This window comes from Pseudomonas sp. P4_C4 (assembly GCF_056402055.1).
Window position 1 is genome coordinate 1 of the sequence record NZ_JBFUID010000088.1, and the last position, 21,521, is coordinate 21,521.

At 62.7% G+C, this 21,521-nt stretch carries 18 protein-coding genes; 12 read left to right on the forward strand and 6 right to left on the reverse strand.

The features are described from left to right. Nucleotides 1-612: 612 nt before the first annotated feature. From AC1DXW_RS28755 to AC1DXW_RS28780, 6 genes are all read left to right on the forward strand, one after another. Complete coding sequence (locus AC1DXW_RS28755) at nt 613-1,128, forward strand: flavin reductase family protein (protein ID WP_477755055.1); 516 nt, start codon at nt 613-615, stop codon at nt 1,126-1,128. A 9-nt stretch (nt 1,129-1,137) separates the two neighbouring features. Next, entirely contained in the window at nt 1,138-2,817 is a 1,680-nt protein-coding gene (locus AC1DXW_RS28760) for an FAD-binding protein (protein WP_477755056.1), read from the forward strand. Further along, on the forward strand, nt 2,805-3,560 hold the full coding sequence (locus AC1DXW_RS28765) for a glucose 1-dehydrogenase (protein WP_150759511.1): 756 nt from the start codon (nt 2,805-2,807) through the stop codon (nt 3,558-3,560). Before AC1DXW_RS28760 ends, AC1DXW_RS28765 begins: the two co-directional genes overlap by 13 nt. A 13-nt stretch (nt 3,561-3,573) precedes the next feature. Next, nucleotides 3,574-4,656: a 2Fe-2S iron-sulfur cluster-binding protein gene (locus AC1DXW_RS28770; RefSeq protein ID WP_477755057.1), complete on the forward strand. Its 1,083-nt coding sequence runs from the start codon at nt 3,574-3,576 to the stop codon at nt 4,654-4,656. 246 nt (nt 4,657-4,902) lie between these two features. Beyond that, nucleotides 4,903-5,649 (forward strand): SDR family NAD(P)-dependent oxidoreductase, encoded by a 747-nt coding sequence (locus tag AC1DXW_RS28775; RefSeq protein ID WP_477760773.1) that lies wholly within the window; start codon nt 4,903-4,905, stop codon nt 5,647-5,649. Nucleotides 5,650-5,721: 72 nt separating this feature from the next. After that, the gene (locus AC1DXW_RS28780) at nt 5,722-7,302 is read left to right on the forward strand and encodes a FadD3 family acyl-CoA ligase (RefSeq protein ID WP_477760774.1); all 1,581 of its coding nucleotides are present in this window, start codon (nt 5,722-5,724) and stop codon (nt 7,300-7,302) included. A 258-nt stretch (nt 7,303-7,560) separates the two neighbouring features. Here AC1DXW_RS28780 and AC1DXW_RS28785 read toward each other — a convergent pair whose 3' ends face one another. Both AC1DXW_RS28785 and AC1DXW_RS28790 read right to left on the reverse strand, forming a co-directional pair. After that, entirely contained in the window at nt 7,561-8,439 is an 879-nt protein-coding gene (locus AC1DXW_RS28785) for an SDR family NAD(P)-dependent oxidoreductase (RefSeq protein WP_477755060.1), read from the reverse strand. Next, nucleotides 8,436-10,178, reverse strand: a complete 1,743-nt coding sequence (locus AC1DXW_RS28790; RefSeq protein ID WP_477755061.1) for an FAD-binding protein — start codon at nt 10,176-10,178, stop codon at nt 8,436-8,438. Before AC1DXW_RS28790 ends, AC1DXW_RS28785 begins: the two co-directional genes overlap by 4 nt. A 430-nt stretch (nt 10,179-10,608) precedes the next feature. Here AC1DXW_RS28790 and AC1DXW_RS28795 point away from each other — a divergent pair, with 430 nt between their 5' ends. The 3 genes from AC1DXW_RS28795 to surE all read left to right on the forward strand — a co-directional run bounded on the left by AC1DXW_RS28795 (nt 10,609) and on the right by surE (nt 14,586). Further along, nucleotides 10,609-12,126: a DUF1302 domain-containing protein gene (locus AC1DXW_RS28795; RefSeq protein ID WP_477755062.1), complete on the forward strand. Its 1,518-nt coding sequence runs from the start codon at nt 10,609-10,611 to the stop codon at nt 12,124-12,126. A 23-nt stretch (nt 12,127-12,149) separates the two neighbouring features. Beyond that, the gene (locus AC1DXW_RS28800; protein ID WP_477755063.1) at nt 12,150-13,529 is read left to right on the forward strand and encodes a DUF1329 domain-containing protein; all 1,380 of its coding nucleotides are present in this window, start codon (nt 12,150-12,152) and stop codon (nt 13,527-13,529) included. 79 nt (nt 13,530-13,608) lie between these two features. Beyond that, complete coding sequence (gene surE, locus AC1DXW_RS28805) at nt 13,609-14,586, forward strand: 5'/3'-nucleotidase SurE (protein ID WP_477760775.1); 978 nt, start codon at nt 13,609-13,611, stop codon at nt 14,584-14,586. Between the two features lie 158 nt (nt 14,587-14,744). On the opposite strand, the gene AC1DXW_RS28810 is transcribed toward surE, so the two are convergent. The 4 genes from AC1DXW_RS28810 to AC1DXW_RS28825 all read right to left on the reverse strand — a co-directional run bounded on the left by AC1DXW_RS28810 (nt 14,745) and on the right by AC1DXW_RS28825 (nt 18,339). Beyond that, complete coding sequence (locus AC1DXW_RS28810; protein WP_477756063.1) at nt 14,745-15,203, reverse strand: REP-associated tyrosine transposase; 459 nt, start codon at nt 15,201-15,203, stop codon at nt 14,745-14,747. 271 nt (nt 15,204-15,474) lie between these two features. Then, nucleotides 15,475-16,590, reverse strand: a complete 1,116-nt coding sequence (locus AC1DXW_RS28815) for a 3,4-dihydroxy-2-butanone-4-phosphate synthase (protein ID WP_477756062.1) — start codon at nt 16,588-16,590, stop codon at nt 15,475-15,477. Next, nucleotides 16,587-17,513, reverse strand: coding sequence for an alpha/beta hydrolase (locus AC1DXW_RS28820; RefSeq protein ID WP_477756061.1), 927 nt, complete (start codon nt 17,511-17,513; stop codon nt 16,587-16,589). Before AC1DXW_RS28820 ends, AC1DXW_RS28815 begins: the two co-directional genes overlap by 4 nt. Then, entirely contained in the window at nt 17,500-18,339 is an 840-nt protein-coding gene (locus AC1DXW_RS28825; protein ID WP_477756060.1) for an SDR family NAD(P)-dependent oxidoreductase, read from the reverse strand. The genes AC1DXW_RS28820 and AC1DXW_RS28825 overlap by 14 nt, the downstream gene beginning before the upstream one ends. A 146-nt stretch (nt 18,340-18,485) precedes the next feature. On the opposite strand from AC1DXW_RS28825, the gene AC1DXW_RS28830 reads away from it, so the two are divergent. The 3 genes from AC1DXW_RS28830 to nudE all read left to right on the forward strand — a co-directional run bounded on the left by AC1DXW_RS28830 (nt 18,486) and on the right by nudE (nt 21,432). Next, the gene (locus AC1DXW_RS28830; protein WP_477760776.1) at nt 18,486-19,529 is read left to right on the forward strand and encodes a 3-ketosteroid-9-alpha-monooxygenase, oxygenase component; all 1,044 of its coding nucleotides are present in this window, start codon (nt 18,486-18,488) and stop codon (nt 19,527-19,529) included. Nucleotides 19,530-19,665: 136 nt separating this feature from the next. Beyond that, nucleotides 19,666-20,796 carry a helix-turn-helix transcriptional regulator gene (locus tag AC1DXW_RS28835; protein WP_477760777.1) on the forward strand — a complete coding sequence of 377 codons (1,131 nt, stop codon included), beginning with the start codon at nt 19,666-19,668 and terminating at the stop codon, nt 20,794-20,796. An 87-nt stretch (nt 20,797-20,883) separates the two neighbouring features. Continuing rightward, entirely contained in the window at nt 20,884-21,432 is a 549-nt protein-coding gene (gene nudE, locus AC1DXW_RS28840; protein ID WP_477755031.1) for an ADP compounds hydrolase NudE, read from the forward strand. Nucleotides 21,433-21,521 lie beyond the last annotated feature (89 nt).

Below are 21,521 nucleotides of genomic sequence, written 5' to 3' on the forward strand. Positions count from 1 at the left end.
GGGCGGGTGGATCAAGATCAAAAGCTGCAGGCGAGCTAACGCTCGGCCTGATGAGTGGTGAGAAGCGACGCGGTGGTGTGGGCTGCTGTGCTTTTGCTGTTCTGTGGGAGCGAGCTTGCTCGCGATGACGGCCTTTCAGCCGACTGGGTACATCACAGACGAACGACCCCAGCAAACAGGCCGGCCGGTAGGCCGCCTCGGACGCTTTTGCGGTACACGCCCCCTCGTGAGGCCGAGTGGAGGTGTTCATCCGGGGATGGGCGCGCAGCGCCGTTCGACGCAGTCGAACTCATTGCATGTAGGTCGAAGCGCAGCCGACCGGAGGGCAATGCCCCCGGATGAATACCGGAGCGAAGGAACGCCGAGCCTAAGCGAGGGGCCGTACGTAAGGGGCGAGACCTTTTGGTTACTTTTGGGGCGTTTGCCAAAAGTGACCCGCTGTAAGAGCGGAACCATAAGCGGCCGTTACCGCAGCAACGGATATGTACTCCATCAACCAAGAGCCTGGTCGGCCCAGAGGCCGCCAAGGCCTAGTCCCCTCGGACGATGTGACGACTGGACGTCAGAGCAAGAATCCATCGCACTCCCCAACCAACAAAAAGGCCCAGTGCGATGAACGACGTCAATCTCAAAGCCGACATGCTCCAGGCCATGCGCCGCCTGGCCAAGTCAGTCACCATTATCAGCACCAGCAACGGCTCCGAACGCTTCGCCATGGCCGCCACCGCGGTCGACTCGCTGAGCACCGAGCCGCCATCGCTGCTCATCTGCGTCAACAAGACCGCCTCGCCCCACGCTGCACTGGCGACCGGCGCCGACTTCTGCGTCAACATCCTCGGCGTCGAACAACAAGACCTGGCCAACCTGTGCAGCGGCGCGATCAAGGGCGAAGCACGCTTCGACCGTGGCAACTGGCTGACCAGCCCGGGCGGCATTCCTTACCTGGGTGACGCACAGTCGGCGATCCTCTGCCGCCAGGACGGCCACTTCAGCTACGGCACCCACACCGTATTCATCGGGCGCATCCTGCAGATTCACACCACTGACGCCATCACCCCGCTGGTCTACCTCGACGGCAGCTACACCACCACCGCCAAACCCTCTCCTTCCTTCGCTGTAGCCGGCTGAGGCCTGGACATGGACGGCGTGAACGGGTTGACGGCGTTGCGAGTGAACAGCGCCGACCAGTTGCCATGGGATGACCGTTGCGATTTGCTGATCGTCGGGTTTGGCGGAGCCGGCGCCTGTGCCGCCATCGAAGCCAGCACTCGCGGCCTGTCGGTGCTCGCACTGGATCGCTTCGAAGGCGGCGGCGCCACGGCGCTGAGCGGTGGCGTGGTCTATGCCGGCGGCGGTACGCCGTATCAGCATCAGGCTGGCTATGAAGACACCAGCGAAGCCATGTTCAATTACCTGCGTCAAGAAGTCGGCGAGGCCGTCAGCCACGAGACATTGCGGGCGTTCTGTGAAGGCAGCCGCGAGCAACTGGCCTGGCTGGAGCGTCAAGGCGCGGCGTTCGAGGCAAGCGTCCCGCCGCACAAAACCTCGTACCCGAGTGACCAGTACTACCTCTATTACTCCGGCAACGAAGCCGTGCCGGCCTATGCCGCCAGCGCCAAGCCGACGCCCCGTGGACACCGCACCAAAGGCCCGGGCATGTCCGGCGCCAGCCTGTTCGCCCCGCTCAAGGCCAGCGCCTTGCGTCACGGCGCGCGCCTGCGCAGCCAGTGCGAAGTGCGGCGACTGGTGCTCGACCTCGACGACAAGGTCCTCGGTGTCGAAGCCTGGCAATTGCCGTCGGGTAGCCGCGCCGCCGAACAACATGCGCGTCTGTCACGCTGGGCCGCCGCCATTCATATGTACGCTCCGGCGTTGGCCGACCGCTTGCGCGCCCGTCAGCGTCGCATCGAACAGACCAGCGCCATTCGGCAATTGATTCGCGCCGAACAGGCGGTGTTGCTGAGCAGCGGCGGTTTTATCTTCAATCGCGATCTGGTGCGCCAACACGCGCCGCAGTACCTGGCCGGTCTGCCGCTGGGCGCCACCGGTTGCAACGGCAGCGGCATCGCCCTTGGCCAAAGTGCTGGCGGCAGCGTGGCGCGGATGGACAAGGTCAGCGCCTGGCGTTTCATCAACCCGCCACTGGCCTGGGCTCGCGGGCTGATCGTCAATGCTCGCGGACAGCGTTATGCCAACGAAGAAATCTACGGCGCGACCCTCGGCCACGCCATGGTCGAAGAACAGGATGGCCGCGCCATTCTGATACTCAATCGGGCGCTGGTTCGAGAAGCACTCAGCCAGGTCGGCCCCGGCAAAGTCTGGAATTTCCAGCGTCTGCCGGTGCTGCTCAATCTGCTGTTCAACGCCAAGCGCAGCAACAGCCTCGCCGGCTTGGCCAAACGCTGCAACCTGCCGCCCGAACTGCTGCGCCAAAGTGTCGAACGCTATTCCCGCGCAGCACGCGGTGAGGTCGCCGACGAGTTCGGCAAATCCGCCACCATGCTCACCGACCTCGACCAAGGCCCGTGGTACGCCCTCGACTTGTCTTTCGACAGCAAACTCTTCCCCTGCCCGGTCATCACCCTGGGCGGGCTGAAGGTCTGCGAGGACAGCGGTCGGGTGCTGGACCACGCCGGCCAGCCAATAAACGGTCTCTACAGCGCCGGCCGCAATGCGGTCGGGGTCGCCTCCAACCTGTATGTCTCCGGCCTGTCCCTGGCCGACTGCATTTATTCCGGTCGCCGGGCAGCCGCCCACGTGGCCGACCAATTCGCACTTCAAACCGCACGATCAGGAGAACAACAATGCAACGTGTAGAAGGCAAAGTCTGCATCATCACCGGCGCCGCCAGCGGCATCGGTCGCGAAGACGCCCTGCTGCTGGCCCGCGAAGGCGCCAAAGTGGTACTGACCGACCTCAATGAAGAGGCCGGTCGCCAGGTGGCTGCGGAAATCGGCGCCAACGCGCTGTTCATCCGCCACGACATCGCCAGCGAAAGCGATTGGCAACAGGTGGTCAAGACCACCGTCGAACACTTCGGCCGCCTCGACGTGCTGGTCAACAACGCCGCGATCCTCGCGCTGGGCAGCATCGAAGACACCACGCTGGAACTGTGGCAGAAAGTGCAGAAGATCAACGGCGAGGGCTACTTCCTCGGCTGCAAGTACGCGATCCAGGCCATGAAGGAAACCGGTGGTGGTTCGATCATCAACATGTCGTCGGTCGCAGCATTAGGCGCCATGCCGATGTTCTGCGCCTACTCGGCGTCCAAAGGTGCGGTGGCGGCGATGACCCGTTCCATTGCCTTGCACTGCAAGCAGCAGGGCTACCGCATCCGCTGCAACAGCGTGCACCCGGATGGCGTGAACACGCCGATGACCCAGGCCCTCGCCGGTGGTCAGCCGATCCCGCAGGAAGCGCTGGACCAGGACCCGATGAACCGCATGGCCGCGCCACGGGACATTGCCAACGTGGTGCTGTTCCTTGCCGCCGACGAGTCGCGGTTCGTCAACGGTGCCGAGATCCGCGTCGACAACGCCCAACTGATCAGCGGGCTCTGAGGCCGAGGTGAACATGGGCACGCAACAACAGAACCTGACCCTGGCCGAACACACGACGGCAAGCGTCTCATTGCAAGTGTGCGCGGTGATCGACGAGACCGCTGACGCGCGCTCGCTGGTGCTGGACATACCGCCAAACCTGCGTGAGCGCTTTCGCTACAAACCGGGCCAGTTCCTGAGTTTTCGCGTGCCCTTGGCCGGCAAACTGTTGACCCGCTGCTATTCCATGGCCAGCTCGCCCCTCGCGGACGCGCTGCCCAAGGTCACGGTGAAACGGGTCGACGGTGGCCGGGTGTCGAACTGGATGAACGAAGTGCAGGTCGGCGACTGGCTGGAAGTGCTGCCACCGGCCGGGCATTTCTGCCTGGACCCGCAGGCGGACACCGAAAAGCCCCTGGTCCTGTTCGGGGGCGGTTCGGGCATCACCCCGGTGTTTTCCATTCTCAAATCGGTGCTGCACAGCAGTCGGCGGCCGATCAAGTTGATCTACGCCAACCGCGATGAAGCGTCGGTGATTTTCAAGGACGAGCTGTGCCAGTTGATCAAGGCGCATCCTGATCAACTGCACGTGGTGCACGTCCTCGATTCGGTGCAGGGTTTCCTGACGGACCATCAGGTCCGTAATCTGCTGCGCGGATCAGCCGGCGGCGACTACTTCATCTGCGGGCCGGGACCGTTCATGGACACCGTGGAGCGCACGCTGCTGGCGCTGGGCGAAGCGGCGGAGCGCATTCATGTCGAACGTTTCGTCTCACCACCGGACCCCGACGAGCTGTTGGCCGAAGAAGCCCTCGCCCGCGAGGCAGCGATGGGGTCGCAGTGCGAAGCGCTGATCGTCGAGCTCGATGGCGAACAACACGAAATCGCCTGCCAGCCCGGCGATACCTTGCTGCAAAGTTGCAAAGCGGCCGGCCTGGACGTGCCATCGTCCTGTGAAGAAGGTTTTTGCGGGGCCTGCATGTGCGTGGTCAAGGAAGGTGAGGTTCAGTTGGCGCGCAACGATGTGCTGACGCCCAAGGAACTGGCCGACGGCTGGACACTGGCCTGCCAGAGCCGACCGACGGGTGCCCGGGTACGCCTGAAATTCCCGGATTGAAGATACGCATCCCCCTGTAGGAGCGAGCCGGCTCCGGGCGGCGTTCCGACGATGGACGTCAACGATAATGCGCCCTTTCTGAATGAACGCGGTGCCCGGACGTTTTTCGCGAGCAGGCTCGCTCCTACAGTTGAAATGCGCCAGACGGGGGATCTATTGCTTAGTCTCAACGGACGATCACTCGGGCCCGGTCTGCAGTTAGACTCGGCCCCAGCATTAGCCCACAACAATAAAAGAGGTGCAGTTATGGCTCGTTTGCAGAATAAGGTTGCGGTGGTCACCGGCGGTGCTTCGGGGATCGGTCTGGCCTGCGTGCGCCGTTTCGCCGCCGAAGGCGCGCAAGTGGTCGGGCTGGACATCGGTAGCGCACCGGCAGACTTTCCCGGCCTGTTCATGACCCTGGACGTGCGCGACGAAGCGCAGGTGCAGCAGGTCATGCAAGAAGTCATCAGCCGCTTCGGGCGCATCGACGTACTGGTCAACGCCGCCGGCGTCGCCGACCAGGGCAGCGTGACCCAGACCACTACCGCTGCCTGGCAACGGGTGATGGACATCAACCTGACCGGCAGCATGCTCACCAGCAAATACGCGCTGGAATCGATGGTTGAGCAGCGTGGTGGTTCGATCATCAACGTCGGTTCGATCTTCGGCCTGCAAGGCTGCGATGGCAACGTGGCCTATAACGTATCCAAGGGCGGCATCAACCAGCTGACCCGCTCGATGGCCATCGACTACGGCTACGCCAACATTCGCGTCAACGGTCTGTGCCCGGGCCTGATCGAAACGCCGATGACCAGCATGGTCCGTGACAATGACGCGTTCCACGCCTTCTTCGCCTCGCAGCACATGCTCAGCCGCTCCGGGCAGCCGGAAGAAGTGGCTAACGTCGCGCTGTTCCTGGCCTCGGACGAAGCATCCTTCGTCAGCGGCCAGATGATCGCCGTGGACGGTGGTTTTTCCGCCGGTCGCCGTTTCGCCCCACCCGCCCAGTAATTCGCAATCCGGCCGGGCGCCCTGCCCGGCCTACTCCCTTTTTCGTACTTGTCTTCTAACCGGGGAGGCCCCATGCCGCCTGTCGCCACCGCACTGACCATCGCTCAACTGTTCGCCAACGCTGCCCAGGCCTACGGCGACCGCCCGGCCATCGAGGACGCGGGCCACGTCATCAGCTACCGACAACTGGACCAACTGCGCCGCCAGGCTGCCCGCGCACTGCTGGCCCTCGACGTACAGGTCGGGGACCGCGTGGCGATCTGGGCGCCCAACGTGTGGGAGTGGATCGTCGCCGCCGGCGCCCTGCAGTGTGTCGGCGCCGCCCTGGTGCCGCTCAATACCCGGATGAAGGGCAGCGAGGTCGGCTACATCCTGCGCGAAAGCGGCACCTGCGTGCTGTTTGCCATCGGTGAATTCCTCGGCGCGGACTACCCCGGCATGCTGGCGTCGGAAGACCTGCCTGAGCTGCGTCACATCGTCAGTCTGCGCGGCGCCAATTCGGGCACCCTGGCTTGGGAGCGGTTTATGGATCTGGCGGCCGACGTGCCGCAACTGGCCTTGCGCAGCCGCGAGCAAAGCGTCGGCCCGCAAGCCTTGTCCGATGTGCTGTTCACTTCGGGTACCACCGGCAAGCCCAAAGGCGTGATGACCAGCCACGGCCAGAACCTGCGAATCGTGCGCGACTGGAGCGATATCGTCGGCTTGCGCGAGAGCGATCGCTACCTGATCGTCAATCCGTTCTTCCATTCCTTCGGCTACAAGGCCGGTTGGCTGGCCGCATTGATGCGTGGCTGCACCCTCCTGCCGCAGCAAGTGTTCGACGTGCAGGCCGTGCTCGAATGCGTGCAGCGCGAACGCATCAGCGTGTTGCCCGGGCCGCCGACGTTGTATCAGTCGTTGCTGGCCCATCCGCAACGCAGTGAATTCGACCTGAGCTCCTTGCGCGTGGCGGTGACCGGGGCGGCGGCAATCCCCGTGGAGATGATCCACCGCATGCGCGACGAACTCGGATTCGCCACCATCGTCACCGCGTATGGCCTGACGGAGGTCTGCGGTTTCGCCACGATCTGCCGCGCCGGCGACTCTGCGGAACTGGTCGCCAACACCAGCGGCCGGGCGATGCCGGGGGTAGAAGTACGCTGTGTCGGCAACAACGGTCGCAGCCAGCCGGCGAACATTCCCGGTGAAGTGCAGATTCGCGGCTACAACCTGATGCAGGGCTATCTCAACAATCCTGAAGCCAGCCAGGAAATACTCGATGCCGACGGCTGGCTGCACACCGGCGACATCGGCATGCTCGACGAACAGGGTTACCTGCGCATCACCGACCGCCTCAAGGACATGTTCATCACCGGCGGCTTCAATGTGTACCCGGCAGAGATCGAACAGTGTCTGCTGACCTATCCGGGCGTGGCCCAGGCAGCGGTGATCGGGATTCCCGATGAGCGCATGGGTGAGGTGGCGATGGCGTTCCTGCTGCCCGCGCCCGGGATGGAAATCGAGCAGGCGCAGTTCCTCGCCTGGTGCCGTGAGCAGATGGCCAACTACAAGGTTCCGCGCCGGGTGCAGGTATTGCAGAGCATGCCGATCAATGCGGCGGGCAAAGTGACGAAGAATGTGTTGCGCGAGTGGGCACTGCAGCCAACCGACTAAACGCAAACCCTGTAGGAGCGAGCCTGCTCGCGATGGTGTGTCAGTCGACATCAATGCTGACTGTACCGGCCTCATCGCGAGCAGGCTCGCTCCCACAGTGTTCGAGGGTGTACACAGACTTCGCGTCCGACACAGATCAACTGTGGGAGCGAGCTTGCTCGCGATAGCGTCAGGTCAGTCGACATAGATGTTGAATGTTCTGCCGTCATCGCGAGCAAGCTCGCTCCCACAGGGTTTTATGTTTTACCTGCTACCGAGTCAGACCACCCGCGCCGGATGCTGCTGGCGCGGGTCGCCGAGCATGGCACGATAGGACGGTGGCTGGCGGCCTTCGGCTTCGCTGATGCCATAACCCGGCGCGACTTCGGCGGTGATCAGGGTCTGCCCGGTCAACGCCATCAACTGCGGGTCATTGAGCAAGGCATGAATCACCCGCCCGTTGAATTGCGGGGTTTCGGCGTGGGCCAGAAACGCCTGGTACTGCTCGCCATGCTGCTCGCCGGCAATCCTGGTGCGTTCGGTCAGTTGCGGGCCGAGCCACAGCGACAACGCCGCCACGCCCTGCCCTTCGAAATCGATCGCCATGTCGGCCGCCAGCTTGTCGACGCCGGCCTTTTGCGCGCCGTACGCCGGGCCATGCATGTAGCACCCGGCGCCGAATGACGACGTGAAGCAAATCAGGCCTTGAGTACTTTTCAGCAACAGCGGTGCCGCGTAGTAGCTGGCGATGTAGGCCGAGCGCAGGCCGACGTCGAGAATGCGCACCAGGTCCAGCGGCTTCACCCAGAACGGTCCCGGTTCGATCAACTGGTCATGGATGAACGCTACGTTATTCACCAGCAAATCCAGATGCCCGCATTCCTTTTCGACCTGCGCAAACAACGCCTCGACTTGCGCATCATCGGCGTGATCACAGACCACCGCGATACCGCGTCCGCCGGCGGCAGTAATCGCAGCGGCGGTGTCCTCCAGCGAACCGCGCAAGGCATGCCCGTACAAATTCGATCCGCCCTGCGTCGGGGCGCGGCCAGTGACGTACACGGTCATGCCGGCCGCCCCAAGGGCCAAGGCGATGCCCTGCCCCACTCCGCGACTGGCGCCGGTAACGACAGCGATCTGTTGACGTGGGTGATTCATTCGACACTCCCGAACAAGGTCTTGGCCGCAGCGGTTTCGCTCTGGCGCTTGATGTGATTGGCCGCCAGGTAACCGAAGGTCATGGCCGGGCCGATGGTCGAACCGGCGCCCGGATAGGTGCGGCCCATCATCGAGGCGGCGCTGTTGCCGATGGCGTACAGGCCGTTGATCGGTTCGCCGTCTTCATGCAACACGCGGGCGTGCACGTCGGTCAGCAGGCCACCCTTGGTGCCGATGTCTCCGGCGTCGATGCGCACGGCGTAGAATGGCCCTTTGAGCAACGGCGCCAGGCACGGATTGGGTTGCACGTTGGGGTCGCCGTAGTAGCGATCGAACAGCGATTCGCCCTTGTGGAAATCCTCGTCGACACCCAGCACGGCCATGCCGTTGAAACGCTGCACGGTGCGCACCAACCCGCCCGCGTCGACGCCGATTTTCGTCGCCAATTCTTCCAGGCTCGACGCCTTGTGGAAGTAGTCGCGCAGGTGCTCGGGCAATTGCCAATCGCGCTGGGCATAGCCCGGCAGCAAGGCGCCGCACGGATATTTGCGGCGGAACTCGGCGTCGAACACCATCCAGCACGGCACGCTCGCAGCACCTTCGCGGTTATTGGCGTACATCGCATAAACGATATCGGTGTAGGGCGCAGCTTCGTTTACGAAACGCTCCCCCGCCGCATTGACCATCACGCACCCCGGCAAGGTGCGCTCGACAAACAACGCACGCTGCTTTTCTTCGCCCTTGACGTAAGTGGTCGGCGCCCACCAGCTGTGTTCCATCAACGCGGTCCGCGCGCCGATGGCCTGGCCGGCGCGAATGCCGTCGCCGGTATTGTTCGGCGGCGTGGCACTCCAGTTCGCCTGGGACGGCTGCGGCAGGTACTGCTCACGCATAGCCTGATTACGCTCGAAACCACCGGCAGCGATGATCACCCCGTAGCGCGCCTTGACGTTGAGCAACTGACCGTTGCGATTGACCCGCGCCCCGCCGACCCGGTCGCCGACCAGCAGCAGTTCTTCCAGCGCACAGTCGAGCCACAGCGACTTGCCGCGATCCTGCAACGAACAGCGCAAGGCACCGATCAAGGCATTGCCCAGGGTCAGGAAACGATCGCGACGGGACAAACGCCGCCCCTCGCGATCACGCCAGTAGCGCCACATCACCCGCAGGGTCAGGCGTAACCAGCCGGGGCCGCGGCACAGCAACACTTGCGCCTCTTTCATGGTCATAGCCATGCGCCCCATCATCAGGGTGCCGGGGGACGGAGCGCGCATGCGCAAAAATTCTTCGCCGAGTTCAGCGGCATCGAACGGTTGCGGATCCATCGAACGATAGCCCGGTTTGCCGCCCTCGACTTCCGGGTAGTAATCGGCGTAGCGCGGTTGCGCCTCGAAGCGCACGCGGGTGTGTTTTTCCAGGTACTCGACCATCTCCCGGCCGTGCTCGACATAGGCTTCAATGCGCCCGTCGTCGATCTCGCCGCGGGTCACGGCGCGGATGTAGGCAATCGCTTCGGCCGCCGAATCACTGCCGCCGATGGCGTTGATCCGGTGGTTGTTGGGGATCCAGATGCCGCCACCGGACACCGCCGAGGTGCCGCCGTACTCGCCGCTCTTTTCGATCAGCAACGCATTCAACCCCAGGTCATGAGCGCGCAGCGCAGCGGTCATGCCCCCGGCTCCCGAGCCTATCACCAACACATCACAGCACTCGTCCCATTTGATCCCGGCAGCGTTCATGCGATCACCCTTGTTCAGCGCCCATCAGGCAGAAACCGCCTCCGCCGGATCTTCGCCCGGTGCAGTCGGTCTCGGGATTGTTCGCCGCGCGCGCCGGGCGTTCATCGTCCGATGGGACTAAGCCACAGACCGGAGCGCACCTGATCCCCTGTAGGAGCTGTCGAGTGAAACGAGGCTGCGATCTTTTAAGAGCCAGATCAAAAGATCGCAGCCTTCGGCAGCTCCTACAGCAATCCGCCGTTCCCGTACAAATCGCTTAGTCCGCTTGGACGATGTTGCACGCAAGTCGCGACTCCATAGTCGCCCACAGCACCAATCATCCCCCCTGAAATGCAGGTCGGGCAGGTCTGACCTGGGCCATGAGGACGACATGATAAAAACAATAATCGCCCCACCAACACAGCACCCTCGCACACAGCTTGTTCTATTGATGCTGGCTGGCGGATTGAGCGCTCACGTTAACGCCATGAGCTTTCAGCCAAGCGAAGACTTGAGCATCGACTGGGACACCACTCTGACGTACAGCCTCGCCTGGCGGACCGAGGCTCGCGATCACAAACTGACCGCGAACGCTAACGGCAACGACGGCGACAACGCGTTCGACAAAGGCAGCCTGATCAACAACCGCAGCGGCTTTCTCACCGAAGCCAACATCAAGTGGCAGGACGACTACGGCGTGTTCGTCCGGGCGACGGGCTTCTATGACAACGTCTACGATCAGGACAACGACAACACCACCGGTACCTCGAACTGCTTCGCCGGCGGCCATTGCAGCCAGCCCGACCGTTTCTCCCAGGACACCATCGACCAGCATCGCAATGAATTGCGCATGCTCGATTACTACGCCTATGGCACCTGGGACGTGAGCGGCCACGCCCTCAACGCGCGCCTGGGTAACCAGGTGGTGAGCTGGGGTGAAAGCCTGTTCTACCCGGGTATTTCCGCGGCCCAGAGCCCGGTGGACGCGACCAAGGCGACCACTCCGGGCGTCGAGGTCAAGGAAATCCTGCTGCCGGTCGGCCAACTGTTCACCCAGTTCGCCCTGACCGAAAGCCTGGGTATCCAGGCCTACTACCAATACAAGTGGGAGAAAACCGAGTTGTTCGGCGTGGGTAGCTACTTCTCCACCACCGACTTCATCGATGAGGGTGGTTTCAACGACGCCTCCGGTTTCGTCACCCGCCTCAAGGACGACAAACCGAGCGACAGCGGCCAGTACGGTCTGGCCTTCACCTACGCCGCCGAGTCGCTGAACAACACCGAGTTCGGCATCTACTACGCGCGTTATCACGACAAGACCCCGTCGCTGGACTTCGCATCGACCCTGGGCCGCTATCAGGTGCGCTACTTCGACAACATCGACCTGTTCGGCGCGAGTTTCGCCACGGTGCTGGGCGACGTCAGCTGGGCCGGTGAAGTCAGCTACCGCGACGGTACGCCGGTAATGGTCGACAACGGTTTCTCCAGCCCCGTGCGCGGCAAGACCGTGCAAGCGCAAACGTCGATGATCTACGTGCTCGGCCCGACCTTCTTCGCCGACAACACCAGCCTGACCGGCGAAGTGGTCTACAACACCGTGGTCAGCAACGACAAGTCGCAGCCAGTGACCCTGGCCCCTGGCTTCGCGCTGCCGGGAACCGACAGCCTGGTCTATGACCGCGATGCCTGGGGCTACACGGTGCAGGCGAACTTTGACTACAACAACGTGTTCAGCGGATGGGACATGTCGGTGCCTGTCACCTTCAGCGCCGCCGCCCACGGCGACAGCTCGATGGTCGGCTCGATCAACGCCGGCCAGAACGATAACCGCGCCAGCATCGGCAGTTCGTGGCGCTACCTGGGCAACTTCACCGTCGAGGCCCGCTACAACGCCTACCTCGGCAACGCCAACAACAGCCCGTTGGCCGACCGCGACAACGTCGCGCTCAACTTCAAGTACCGGTTCTGATTCCCCTGTCGGAGGAGCACAGCATGTCCAGATTCACCCAAACATTATTGAGCACCGCGCTGACCGTCGGCCTGCTCGGCAGTGGCCTGGCCTACGCCAAGGTCAGCCCCGAGGAAGCCGCCCGTCTGGGCCAGGACCTGACCCCGATGGGCGCCGAAAAAGCCGGCAACGCCGACGGCAGCATCCCGGCCTGGTCCGGCAAATGGCGCGGTCTGCCACCGGGTCTCAAGTACGCCGGCCCCGGTACGCCGTACCCGGACCCGTACGCCGCGGAAAAACCACTGTTCGTGATCGATTCGAAGAACATGGACAAGTACGCAGGCAACCTGACCGATGGCCAGAAAGCGTTGCTCAAGCGTTACCCTGATACCTTCAAGATCCCGGTGTACCCGAGCCACCGCGACTTCCGCCTCGATCAGCGCATGGAAGACCTGATCAAGAAAAACGCCGTCACTGCCGAACTCGACAATGACAACAACGACACGAAAAACGCCTGGGGTGCCTCGCCGTTCCCGATCCCGAAGAACGGCAGCGAGTTGATGTTCAACCATACCTTGCAGTCGCGCGCCAACACTGAAGAGGCCAACTACGGCCAGGCGGTGGTGTACGCCAACAAGGAAAAGGTGCTCGAAGAGGTCAACTACAAGATCTTCTCGATCTGGTCCAGTCCGGACAAATCCCTGGAGACGGCCAACGGTGTGCTCACCAACTTCCTGATCACCACCCTGGAACCGGTGCGCAAGAAAGGCGAGATCGTGGTCGGTCACGAATTCATCAACCCGACCTCCTCCCCCCGCCAGGCCTGGCAGTACAGCCCGGGTCAACGCCGGGTACGTCGCGCGCCGACCGTGGGCTACGACTCGCCGACAGGTGCGGGAGGTTTTCGCGTGTACGACGAAGACCGTTTGTTCAACGGTGCACCGGACCGCTACAACTGGACCATCGTCGGTAAGAAAGAGATCTACATTCCGTACCACAACTACAAGATCGACGATCCAAGCGTAACGGCCGACCAGATCCTGGCCACCACCGGTCACATCGATCCGCAGTACATGCGCTACGAGAAGCACCGCGTCTGGGTGTTGCAGGCCGACCTCAAGGAAGGTGCCCGCCACGTGTACGCCAAGCGCGTGCTGTACCTGGACGAGGACAGCTGGTCCGCGACCCTGGCCGACAACTACGACAGCCGTGGCCAGTTGTGGCGCACCAACATGCAGACTTCGATCTACGCCTACGAGATGCAGCGCTACCACGCTCGCCTCGGCATCTACCACGACCTGATCGCCGGGTCCTACCTGGTTGACCGCATGCTGGTCGATCAGAAACCGGCCAAGCTCAATGCCACCGCCTTCACCGAAGACGAATTCACCCCTGGCAATCTGCGCCAACTCGGCACCCGCTAAACCCCTGACGCTCCGACCGATTCATTTGGTCGGGGCGTCATGCTCTGTCAAATCCGCTCCTCCCACGGAAGACTCCCCCATGAACAAACTCCTTGCCGGCATCATCGCCATGGCCAGCGTTGGCCTGTCGATGCAAGCCAACGCCCTGAACATTTTGCTGACCAACGACGATGGCTGCCGCGCACCCGGCATCGATGCGATGTACCGCGCCCTGACTGTCGCCGGGCACAAGGTCACGCTGGTCGGGCCGTTGAACGACAGCAGTGGCATCAGCGCGGCCAGCGTGGTCGTGCCTGGCCAGGCCCTGGCGGTGACCGAACTGGCGCCGGGCAAGTTTTGCGTCGGGCCACCGGAGGGCTACACGGCACCTGCCGGCAAAACCTCCGCCATCGGCACGCCGGTGGATGCAGTCAACGTCGGCCTCGACGTGATCCTCAAGGATTCGCCGCCAGACCTGGTGGTGTCGGGCAGCAACTTCGGCGAAAACGTCGGCCCGCTGACGCAGATGTCCGGCACCCTGAACGCGGCCGTGCGCGCGATGTTCAAGGGGATTCCGGCGGTGGCGGTGTCCACGGGCATCGACATGGACCTGATCATCCGCGACCAACAGGCCGGCTACCGCAAGACCCTCGACGCCATGGACGACACGGCGCGCTTTGCCGTGAAGGTCATCGAACAGGCGAGCCTGGCCGGTACAGAAGCCAGACAGGCCTGCGCCAGGAACAAACATCAGTGTGATTTGAACGTACTCGGCCTGCCGGGTGTCAGCGGCCTGAACCTCAACTACCCGGCCCTGAAACCCGATGAAGTCAAAGGCGTGAGCTTTGCGCCGATCGGCAACTGGGATCGCGTGAACTTCACCTCGCAGCGAGGCGCCGACGGCGTAGTCCACGTCAACCTGGCCCCGCCGTCGACACCGACCGAAGTCCAGCAAAAGGCCGATGCCTATCAACTATGGCAAGGCCACGCGGTGATCACCGTGATCGACGGCAACATGACAGCGCCGGAGGCGGTGCAGGACCAGACGAAGAAGATGTTGCGCGGGATCAAGCCTTAATCCAGCGCGGAACGGTGTTAATCACAAAACCATTGTGGGAGCGAGCTTGCTCGCGATGAGGCCGGCACATTCAACACATCTACGGGTATCCAAAAATCATTGTGGGAGCGAGCTTGCTCCGGGCGGCGTTCCGACGATGGTGGCAACGCGGTTACGGATCAAACCCATATCGCGTCCCACAGCGGATAATCGCCCAGCTTCTCCACCAACCCCGCGCGTAACGGGTTGGCGACAACATATCGAGCAAGCTTCACCAGATCCTCATCCCGCCTCAACGCCCGATCGTGATAGCCCTGCTGCCAAAGGCTGCCTTTACGTCCGACGGACATGTTCACGGCCCGCGTACTCAATGATTTGGTTTTTTGCATCAGCTGACTGAGTGAGCACTGCTGCAGCTCGATCAACCAATGAAAATGATCGGGCATGACAACCCAGGCTAAAGAGTTCGCCCAGTATTGTTCCTGTGCATATTGAAATTGCTTGACGACCAGCCTGCCCAAACCGAAATCCTTGAAAACCGGTTGTCGGTCCAGCGTGTTGCTCGTCAGCAGGTAAATTCTGTTGGGTTCGGGATAGCGGCCTGTGCGCAGGCGATGTGAGGCGGGTAAATCCGGCATTCCTTTGCCCTCTCCATGGTGAGTTCAGGAGGAAGGCTAGACCGGTGGATGCTTGAGAGTTGGGTTAGCTTTTGACTGGATGTGACCAATCGATAGCTATCGCGAGCAAGCTCGCTCCCACAATGATTTCGGCTGCTCGCACATATTGCATACACCCATTAACCCTGTGGGAGCGAGCTTGCTCGCGATGAGGCCAGCACATTCAAAATAGATGTCGACCGACACTCTGCCATCGCGAGCAAGCTCGCTCCCACAGGTTTTTGTGTTGGCTTCAGACTGCTGGCTGGAACGGCACGAATTCCGTCACTTCCAGATCGAATCCGGACACGGCCTTGTACGGCACCGGCGAGCTCATCAGGCGCAATTTGCGTACGTTCTGGTCGCGCAGGATCTGCGCGCCGATGCCCAGGGTCCGTTGCGGAAAATGTGACGCCAGGTGCTTGCCTGCGTTGCGCTGACGCAGTTGTTCGAGCACGCCCTCGGCGGTTTCCTTTTGTGCCAGCAACACCAGTACGCCGTTACCGGCGGCTGCGATACTGGCCAGCGAACGTTCGAGGGTCCACTGTTGCGCCCCGCCCTCGTTTTCACACCCCAGCGCATCGCGCAACGTCTCGATGCTTTGCACCCGCACCAGCACCGGTTGCGTGCTGTCGATCCGGCCCTTGACCAGCGCCAGGTGCAACGCGCCCTGGTAGGTGTCCTGATAGGTGGTCACCTGGAACTCGCCATGGCGGGTATGCAGCGGGTATTCGCCACCGCGCTCGATCGTGCCTTCATGCAGGATGCGGTAGTGAATCAGGTCGGCAATGGTGCCGATCCGCAGGCCATGCCGTTGGGCGAATTCATGCAACTCGGCACCACGGGCCAGTTCGCCGTCCTCGTTGAGAATGCCCACCAGCGTTGCCGCCGGTTGCAGGCCCGCCAGACGTGTCAGGTCGCAGGCGGCCTCGACATGTCCGGCCCGCTGCATCACGCCACCGGGCAAGGCCTGCACCGGGAAGATATGCCCCGGTTGTACCAGGTCTGCCGGAACGCTGGCCGGGTCGACCGCCACCTGGATCGAGCGCGCCCGATCCGCCGCCGAGATGCCGGTGGACACCCCGGTGGCGGCTTCGATCGAGCGGGTAAAACCCACGCCATGTTGCGCCCGCGAGTTGGGCACCATCAGGTCCAGGCCCAGCGCGCGGCAGCGCTGCTCGGTCAGGGCCAGGCAAATCAGCCCGCGCGCCTGCACCGCCATGAACGTGACGGCCTCGGCCCCGGCCTGTTCGGCGGCCATCAGCAAAGAGCCTTCGCCGTTGTGTTCGTCGTCGGTGATCACCACCATCTGCCCGGCGCCGATGGCCTCGATCAGTTGCGGTACCGTGTTGAAAGCCAGGCCGTTCACTGGAGTGCCCCGCGCAGGTCGGCCGCCGCATCGGACAAGGCATGTGCCGCCCCTTCGACAAAGGGCGCCATGCTGATAAAGCCGTGGATCATGCCGTCACAACGCTGGACGCGCACAGGCACACCAGCCTCGCGCAAGCACTCGGCCATTGCCTCGCCTTCATCACGCAATGGGTCGAATTCGGCGCTAATCAGGGTCGTTGGCGGCAACCCCGCCAGGCTCTCGGCACGCAGTGGCGAGGCCAAAGGATCATCCGCCTGCCCGACGTCTTGCAGATATTGCTGCCAGAACCAGCGCATCATCCCGGCGGAAAGCAGATAACTCTCGGCGAAGTCTTCGAAGGACTGACTGTTGCAACCTGCATCGGTGACCGGGTAAAACAGGCACTGATAACTGACCTTCGGCCCCTGGCATCGTGCCGCCAACTGACTGACCGCCAGCGCCAGATTTCCCCCGGCACTGTCCCCGGCCACGGCCAACCGGCTGCCATCGACGCGCAGTTCAGCCGCCTGCTCAACCAGCCAGCAGGTGGCCGCGTAACAATCGAGGGGCGCCGCCGGGAACGGGTGTTCCGGGGCCAGTCGGTAGGCGACCGACACCACCACCGCCTCGGTCTGGAGGGCCAGCGAGCGGCAGAGATTGTCGTGTGTATCGAGATTGCCCATGACAAATCCGCCGCCATGGAAAAACACCAGTAACGGCAGGTTGGGTTCTTCCGATGGCCGGTACAGCCGTGCGTCCAGATCACCGTCCGCACCGGCCACCCGCAGCTTGCGCACCTCGCTCATCGGTTCGCCGGGGATGGCCGGCAGCAGGTTGTCGGAGAACTGCCGGTACTGTGCGGCATCGACCTGACTGAAATCGGGCTCCGGGAGGTCGCGAAACTGCTGGAGAACCCCGGCGATCTGCTTATCGAGCGGCATGGGCATCGTCCTCTACGTCAGTCATTTGAAACTGCGGATTGGTCTCGCCCAGGATGCTTTGTACTCGACGCTCAAGGGCCGGTTTGAAACTCTTGTGGGGCAGAATCCAGAAGCGTTTTTGCGCCACGGCGGCGAACACTTGCGCGGCCAGTTCCGCCGGGCTCATGCCCTGGCGAACGGTGCTGTCGAGCAGTTGACTGAAGTCGGATCCGGCAGTGTCCACCACCTGGTTCGAGGCCATGATTTCGCTGGCGACCGGCCCCGGGCACAGCACCGAAACCGACACCGGCGCACCGATCATCGCGAGTTCGTAATGCAGGGTTTCCGAGAGCGCAACCACAGCCTGCTTGGTCACGTTGTACGGTGCCATCAACGGACTGCTGACCAGCCCGGCAAGGGACGCCGTGTTGATCACGTGTGCTGGCCGGCCCTGACTGAGCAACAGCGGCACAAAGCTGCGAATGCCGTTGATCACACCGTTAAGGTTGACGTTCAACAGGCGCTGCCATTGCGCCTCGGTGATTTCCCAGCTGAAGCCGGTTTGCATCACGCCGGCGTTGTTAAACAGCAGGTCGACCCCGCCTAAGTGCTCGACAGCCCGGTCACGCAAGCGCTCGACCTGCGTTACATCACCGACATCGGTAACGCAGGCAATCGCTTGCACACCGCGGGCCTGCAACTCCTCGCACAGGGCTTGCAGGCCCGCTGCATCCCGATCCGCCAGCACCAGGCGCATGCCCAGCGTCGCCGCGTGTTCGGCCAGGCCACGGCCAATACCACTGGCGGCCCCGGTAATCACCGCTACCGGCCCTTGTTCATTACTCATCGCCTACTCCTGCCATGGGTCCAATGGCGCCAGTAGAGCGGGCCTGCTTGAAGCAGCCATCGTCCATTCAGACGATGCCTGCTTTTACAGGGGCGGCAGAATCCGTTACATGCGCCAAACCCGTGATCCCTTGGGAGAATAATAAGATGAGTACCCTGCACCGCATCGAAGCCAAACTGCTGGAAGACCATTACGCCCGCGGCTGGCATTGCCTGGGCCTGGCCGCGCAATACCGCGACGGCAAGGCCCATCGCCTGGAGGTGTTCGGCACCCGTCTGGTGGCGTTCCAGGGTGAAGACGGCGAACTGCATATTCTTGATGGCTACTGCCCGCACATGGGTGCCGACCTGAGCACCGGTTGCGTTGAAGGCAACTCGATCCGCTGCCCGTTCCACGCCTGGCGCTGGGGCGCCGACGGCGTGTGCGATGACATCCCCTATGCCAAGCGCATTCCGCCACGGGCCAAGATCAAGAGCTGGCCGATCATGGAAGAGAACCAGCTGCTGTTCGTCTGGAATGACCCCGAAGGCAATCCGCCGCTGCCGGAACAACGCATTCCGCGCATCGACGCCTGCTACAACGACGAATGGGCGGCCTGGGAAGTCGCCGAATTGCAGATTGGCACCAACTGCCGCGAACTGATCGACAACATCGCCGACATGGCGCACTTCGGCACCGTACACGGCGCGCCGGTCGATGAGTTCATCAACATTTTCGAAGGCCACCTGGCCACCCAGATCATGCGCGCCCGCAGCGAACGCCTGTCCGGCGACAGCGTACTGACCACTGAAGCCACTTATTTCGGCCCGGCCTACCAGATCACCGAAATGAACGGCGCGATGAACGGCCAGCCGATCCATTCGATCCTGCTCAACTGCCACGTACCGATCGATCTGGACAGCTTCACCCTGCGCTACGGCGTGCTGGTGAAAAAGATCCCGGGGCTCACTGAGGAGCAGAACCAGGCAATGGCCAAGGCCTACGTGGCGCAAGCCCAGGCAGCCTTCTACGAAGACGTGGCCATCTGGCACAGCAAGACCCGCGTCGACAACCCGCTGCTGTGCGACGGCGACGGTCCGGTCTATCAGTTGCGCCGCTGGTACGAGCAGTTCTACACCGATGTCCAGGCGCTGTCGGCGGACGTCGGCGAACACAAGAAGTTTGTCGTGCGCGCCAGCGAACGGGTCTGACGCCAGCGGCTTTTCGCCCGCCCCGGGCCTGAGCGGCAGCCGCCGGTCAGGCCCGGAGCCCGAGCGTTGCAAGGAGTCGATACCGGCGCTTATCCTCGGCCACCGCCAACGCTAATAATAAAAACGGTTTTTCCCTATGCAGCAGAGCCTCAGCCTCGATACGTTCAGTGATTTGATCGGCAACCTCTATCAGGGGCCGCTGGAAACCATTCCCTGGGCGACGTTTCTCAATCAGCTCAATGTGCATCTGAACAGCAAGTACGTGACCTTCATCCTGCGTCCGCCCAGCGCTCATGTGGACGGCTTGATGGTCAACACCACGGGCACCTCGACCGAGGCAACCGCGTCGTACAACAAACATTTTTTCAGCCTCGACCCGTTTGTCGACCTGCCCAATCGCCAGGTCGTGACCCTCGCCGAGTTCGTCTCCAACGACGACTGGCAGAATTCCGAGTTCTACAAGAACTTCCTTGAACCGGTGGACGTGTTCCACATCCTCGGTGCCGACATCAACACCGTCGACGGCGCCCAGTGCCGCATTCGCATCAGCCGCGGACGTGACGACAAGCCTTTCGGCAATGAAGAAAAGGCCATGCTCACGCATTTCGTCCCGCACCTGGAACGCTCGATCAAGATCCACATGCAGCTCAACCGCATCGAAGCCGAGCGCAATCTGTACGCCGGCGCGGTGAACCAGATGGCGGTCGGCACGATCATCCTCGACGAGTCCGGCAAGGTGCTGCAGACCAACCAGGTCGCCGACCGGCTGATCCAGGAAAAGGACGGCATCAAACTGGTCAACGATGGCCTGCAGGTCGGTACGGCCCGCGACACCCAAGAGTTCCGCCGACTGGTCAAACAGTCGCTGCTGTCGCAAAAGAGCAGCAACCCGTCGGTGGTCGAGGCCCTGCGCGTGCAGCGGCCGTCCGGAAAGGCGGACCTGGGGATCATCGTGCGCTCGGTGCCATTGACCGACTGGAGCGAGGGCAAACAGTGCCCGACCGTGGTGATTTTCATCAGCGACCCGGAGCAACAGTCCACCGCACCGCAGGAAATCGTTCGCGCGCTGTTCGACTTCACCCCGGCGGAAACCCAGCTGGCGATGTTATTGGCCAACGGCCTGACCCTCGACGAAGCTTCGGAAGAGCTGGGCATCAGCCGCAACACCTCGCGGGCACACCTGCGCTCGACCTTCTCCAAGACCGGCGTGACCCGCCAGACCATGCTGGTGCGCCTGATCCTGCGCAGCGTGGCGACCCTTGGCTAGCCGTCATTGCCGCCCTCGTCCGCTCGGACGATGGCGGCCCCCGATGTACAGCGCACAGTGTCTTTATCCCAAACAGGGGACTGCCCCATGCGCAACTGCCCAACCATCCTCAAGACTGAACTGCTGGCGCAAAGCGGCCACTTTCAGATCGAAGCCCTGCACCTGCAATTCAGCAACGGCCAGCAGCGGGTCTACGAACGCCTGCGCGGCACCGGTTATCGTTCGGTGATGCTGGTGGCGATGCCCGATGCAGAGCATGTGCTGCTGGTGCGCGAATACGCGGTCGGTGTGGAAAAAACCATTCTCGGCCTGCCCAAGGGCGGTGCCGAGCCCGATGAAGACTATTTGCAGGCGGCGCAGCGCGAGCTGAGCGAAGAAGTCGGCATGCGCGCAGCACGTCTCACCGAACTGGGCGAACTGACCCTGGCACCGGGACACCTGTGCCACCGTTACCGGGTGGTACTGGCCGAACAACTGAGCCCCTGCCAACTGCAAGGCGACGAACCCGAACCCCTGGAATGCCTGCGTGTACCACTGGCACAAATCCCCGAACTGGTGGCCCGCGGCGAACTCCACGAAGCCCGGGCGATTGCCGCACTGTTCATGGCCATGGGCGCCCTCGCCCGACGCACCTGACACCCATCAGTATCTGTGGGAGCGAGCTTGCTCGCGATGAGGCCGGCACAGCCAACACCCATGTCGCCTGACACACCGCCATCGCGAGC

Bases quoted from the DNA above. Each gene is read 5' to 3' on its own strand.
- AC1DXW_RS28795 (WP_477755062.1), top strand. From the start codon at position 10,609: ATGCTGGCTGGCGGATTGAGCGCTCACGTTAACGCCATGAGCTTTCAG.
- AC1DXW_RS28760 (WP_477755056.1), top strand. From the start codon at position 1,138: ATGGACGGCGTGAACGGGTTGACGGCGTTGCGAGTGAACAGCGCCGAC.
- AC1DXW_RS28825 (WP_477756060.1), bottom strand. From the start codon at position 18,339: ATGAGTAATGAACAAGGGCCGGTAGCGGTGATTACCGGGGCCGCCAGT.
- AC1DXW_RS28775 (WP_477760773.1), top strand. From the start codon at position 4,903: ATGGCTCGTTTGCAGAATAAGGTTGCGGTGGTCACCGGCGGTGCTTCG.
- AC1DXW_RS28800 (WP_477755063.1), top strand. From the start codon at position 12,150: ATGTCCAGATTCACCCAAACATTATTGAGCACCGCGCTGACCGTCGGC.
- AC1DXW_RS28790 (WP_477755061.1), bottom strand. From the start codon at position 10,178: ATGAACGCTGCCGGGATCAAATGGGACGAGTGCTGTGATGTGTTGGTG.
- AC1DXW_RS28830 (WP_477760776.1), top strand. From the start codon at position 18,486: ATGAGTACCCTGCACCGCATCGAAGCCAAACTGCTGGAAGACCATTAC.
- surE (WP_477760775.1), top strand. From the start codon at position 13,609: ATGAACAAACTCCTTGCCGGCATCATCGCCATGGCCAGCGTTGGCCTG.
- AC1DXW_RS28785 (WP_477755060.1), bottom strand. From the start codon at position 8,439: ATGAATCACCCACGTCAACAGATCGCTGTCGTTACCGGCGCCAGTCGC.
- AC1DXW_RS28755 (WP_477755055.1), top strand. From the start codon at position 613: ATGAACGACGTCAATCTCAAAGCCGACATGCTCCAGGCCATGCGCCGC.
- AC1DXW_RS28765 (WP_150759511.1), top strand. From the start codon at position 2,805: ATGCAACGTGTAGAAGGCAAAGTCTGCATCATCACCGGCGCCGCCAGC.
- AC1DXW_RS28810 (WP_477756063.1), bottom strand. From the start codon at position 15,203: ATGCCGGATTTACCCGCCTCACATCGCCTGCGCACAGGCCGCTATCCC.
- AC1DXW_RS28820 (WP_477756061.1), bottom strand. From the start codon at position 17,513: ATGCCGCTCGATAAGCAGATCGCCGGGGTTCTCCAGCAGTTTCGCGAC.
- AC1DXW_RS28835 (WP_477760777.1), top strand. From the start codon at position 19,666: ATGCAGCAGAGCCTCAGCCTCGATACGTTCAGTGATTTGATCGGCAAC.
- nudE (WP_477755031.1), top strand. From the start codon at position 20,884: ATGCGCAACTGCCCAACCATCCTCAAGACTGAACTGCTGGCGCAAAGC.
- AC1DXW_RS28770 (WP_477755057.1), top strand. From the start codon at position 3,574: ATGGGCACGCAACAACAGAACCTGACCCTGGCCGAACACACGACGGCA.
- AC1DXW_RS28780 (WP_477760774.1), top strand. From the start codon at position 5,722: ATGCCGCCTGTCGCCACCGCACTGACCATCGCTCAACTGTTCGCCAAC.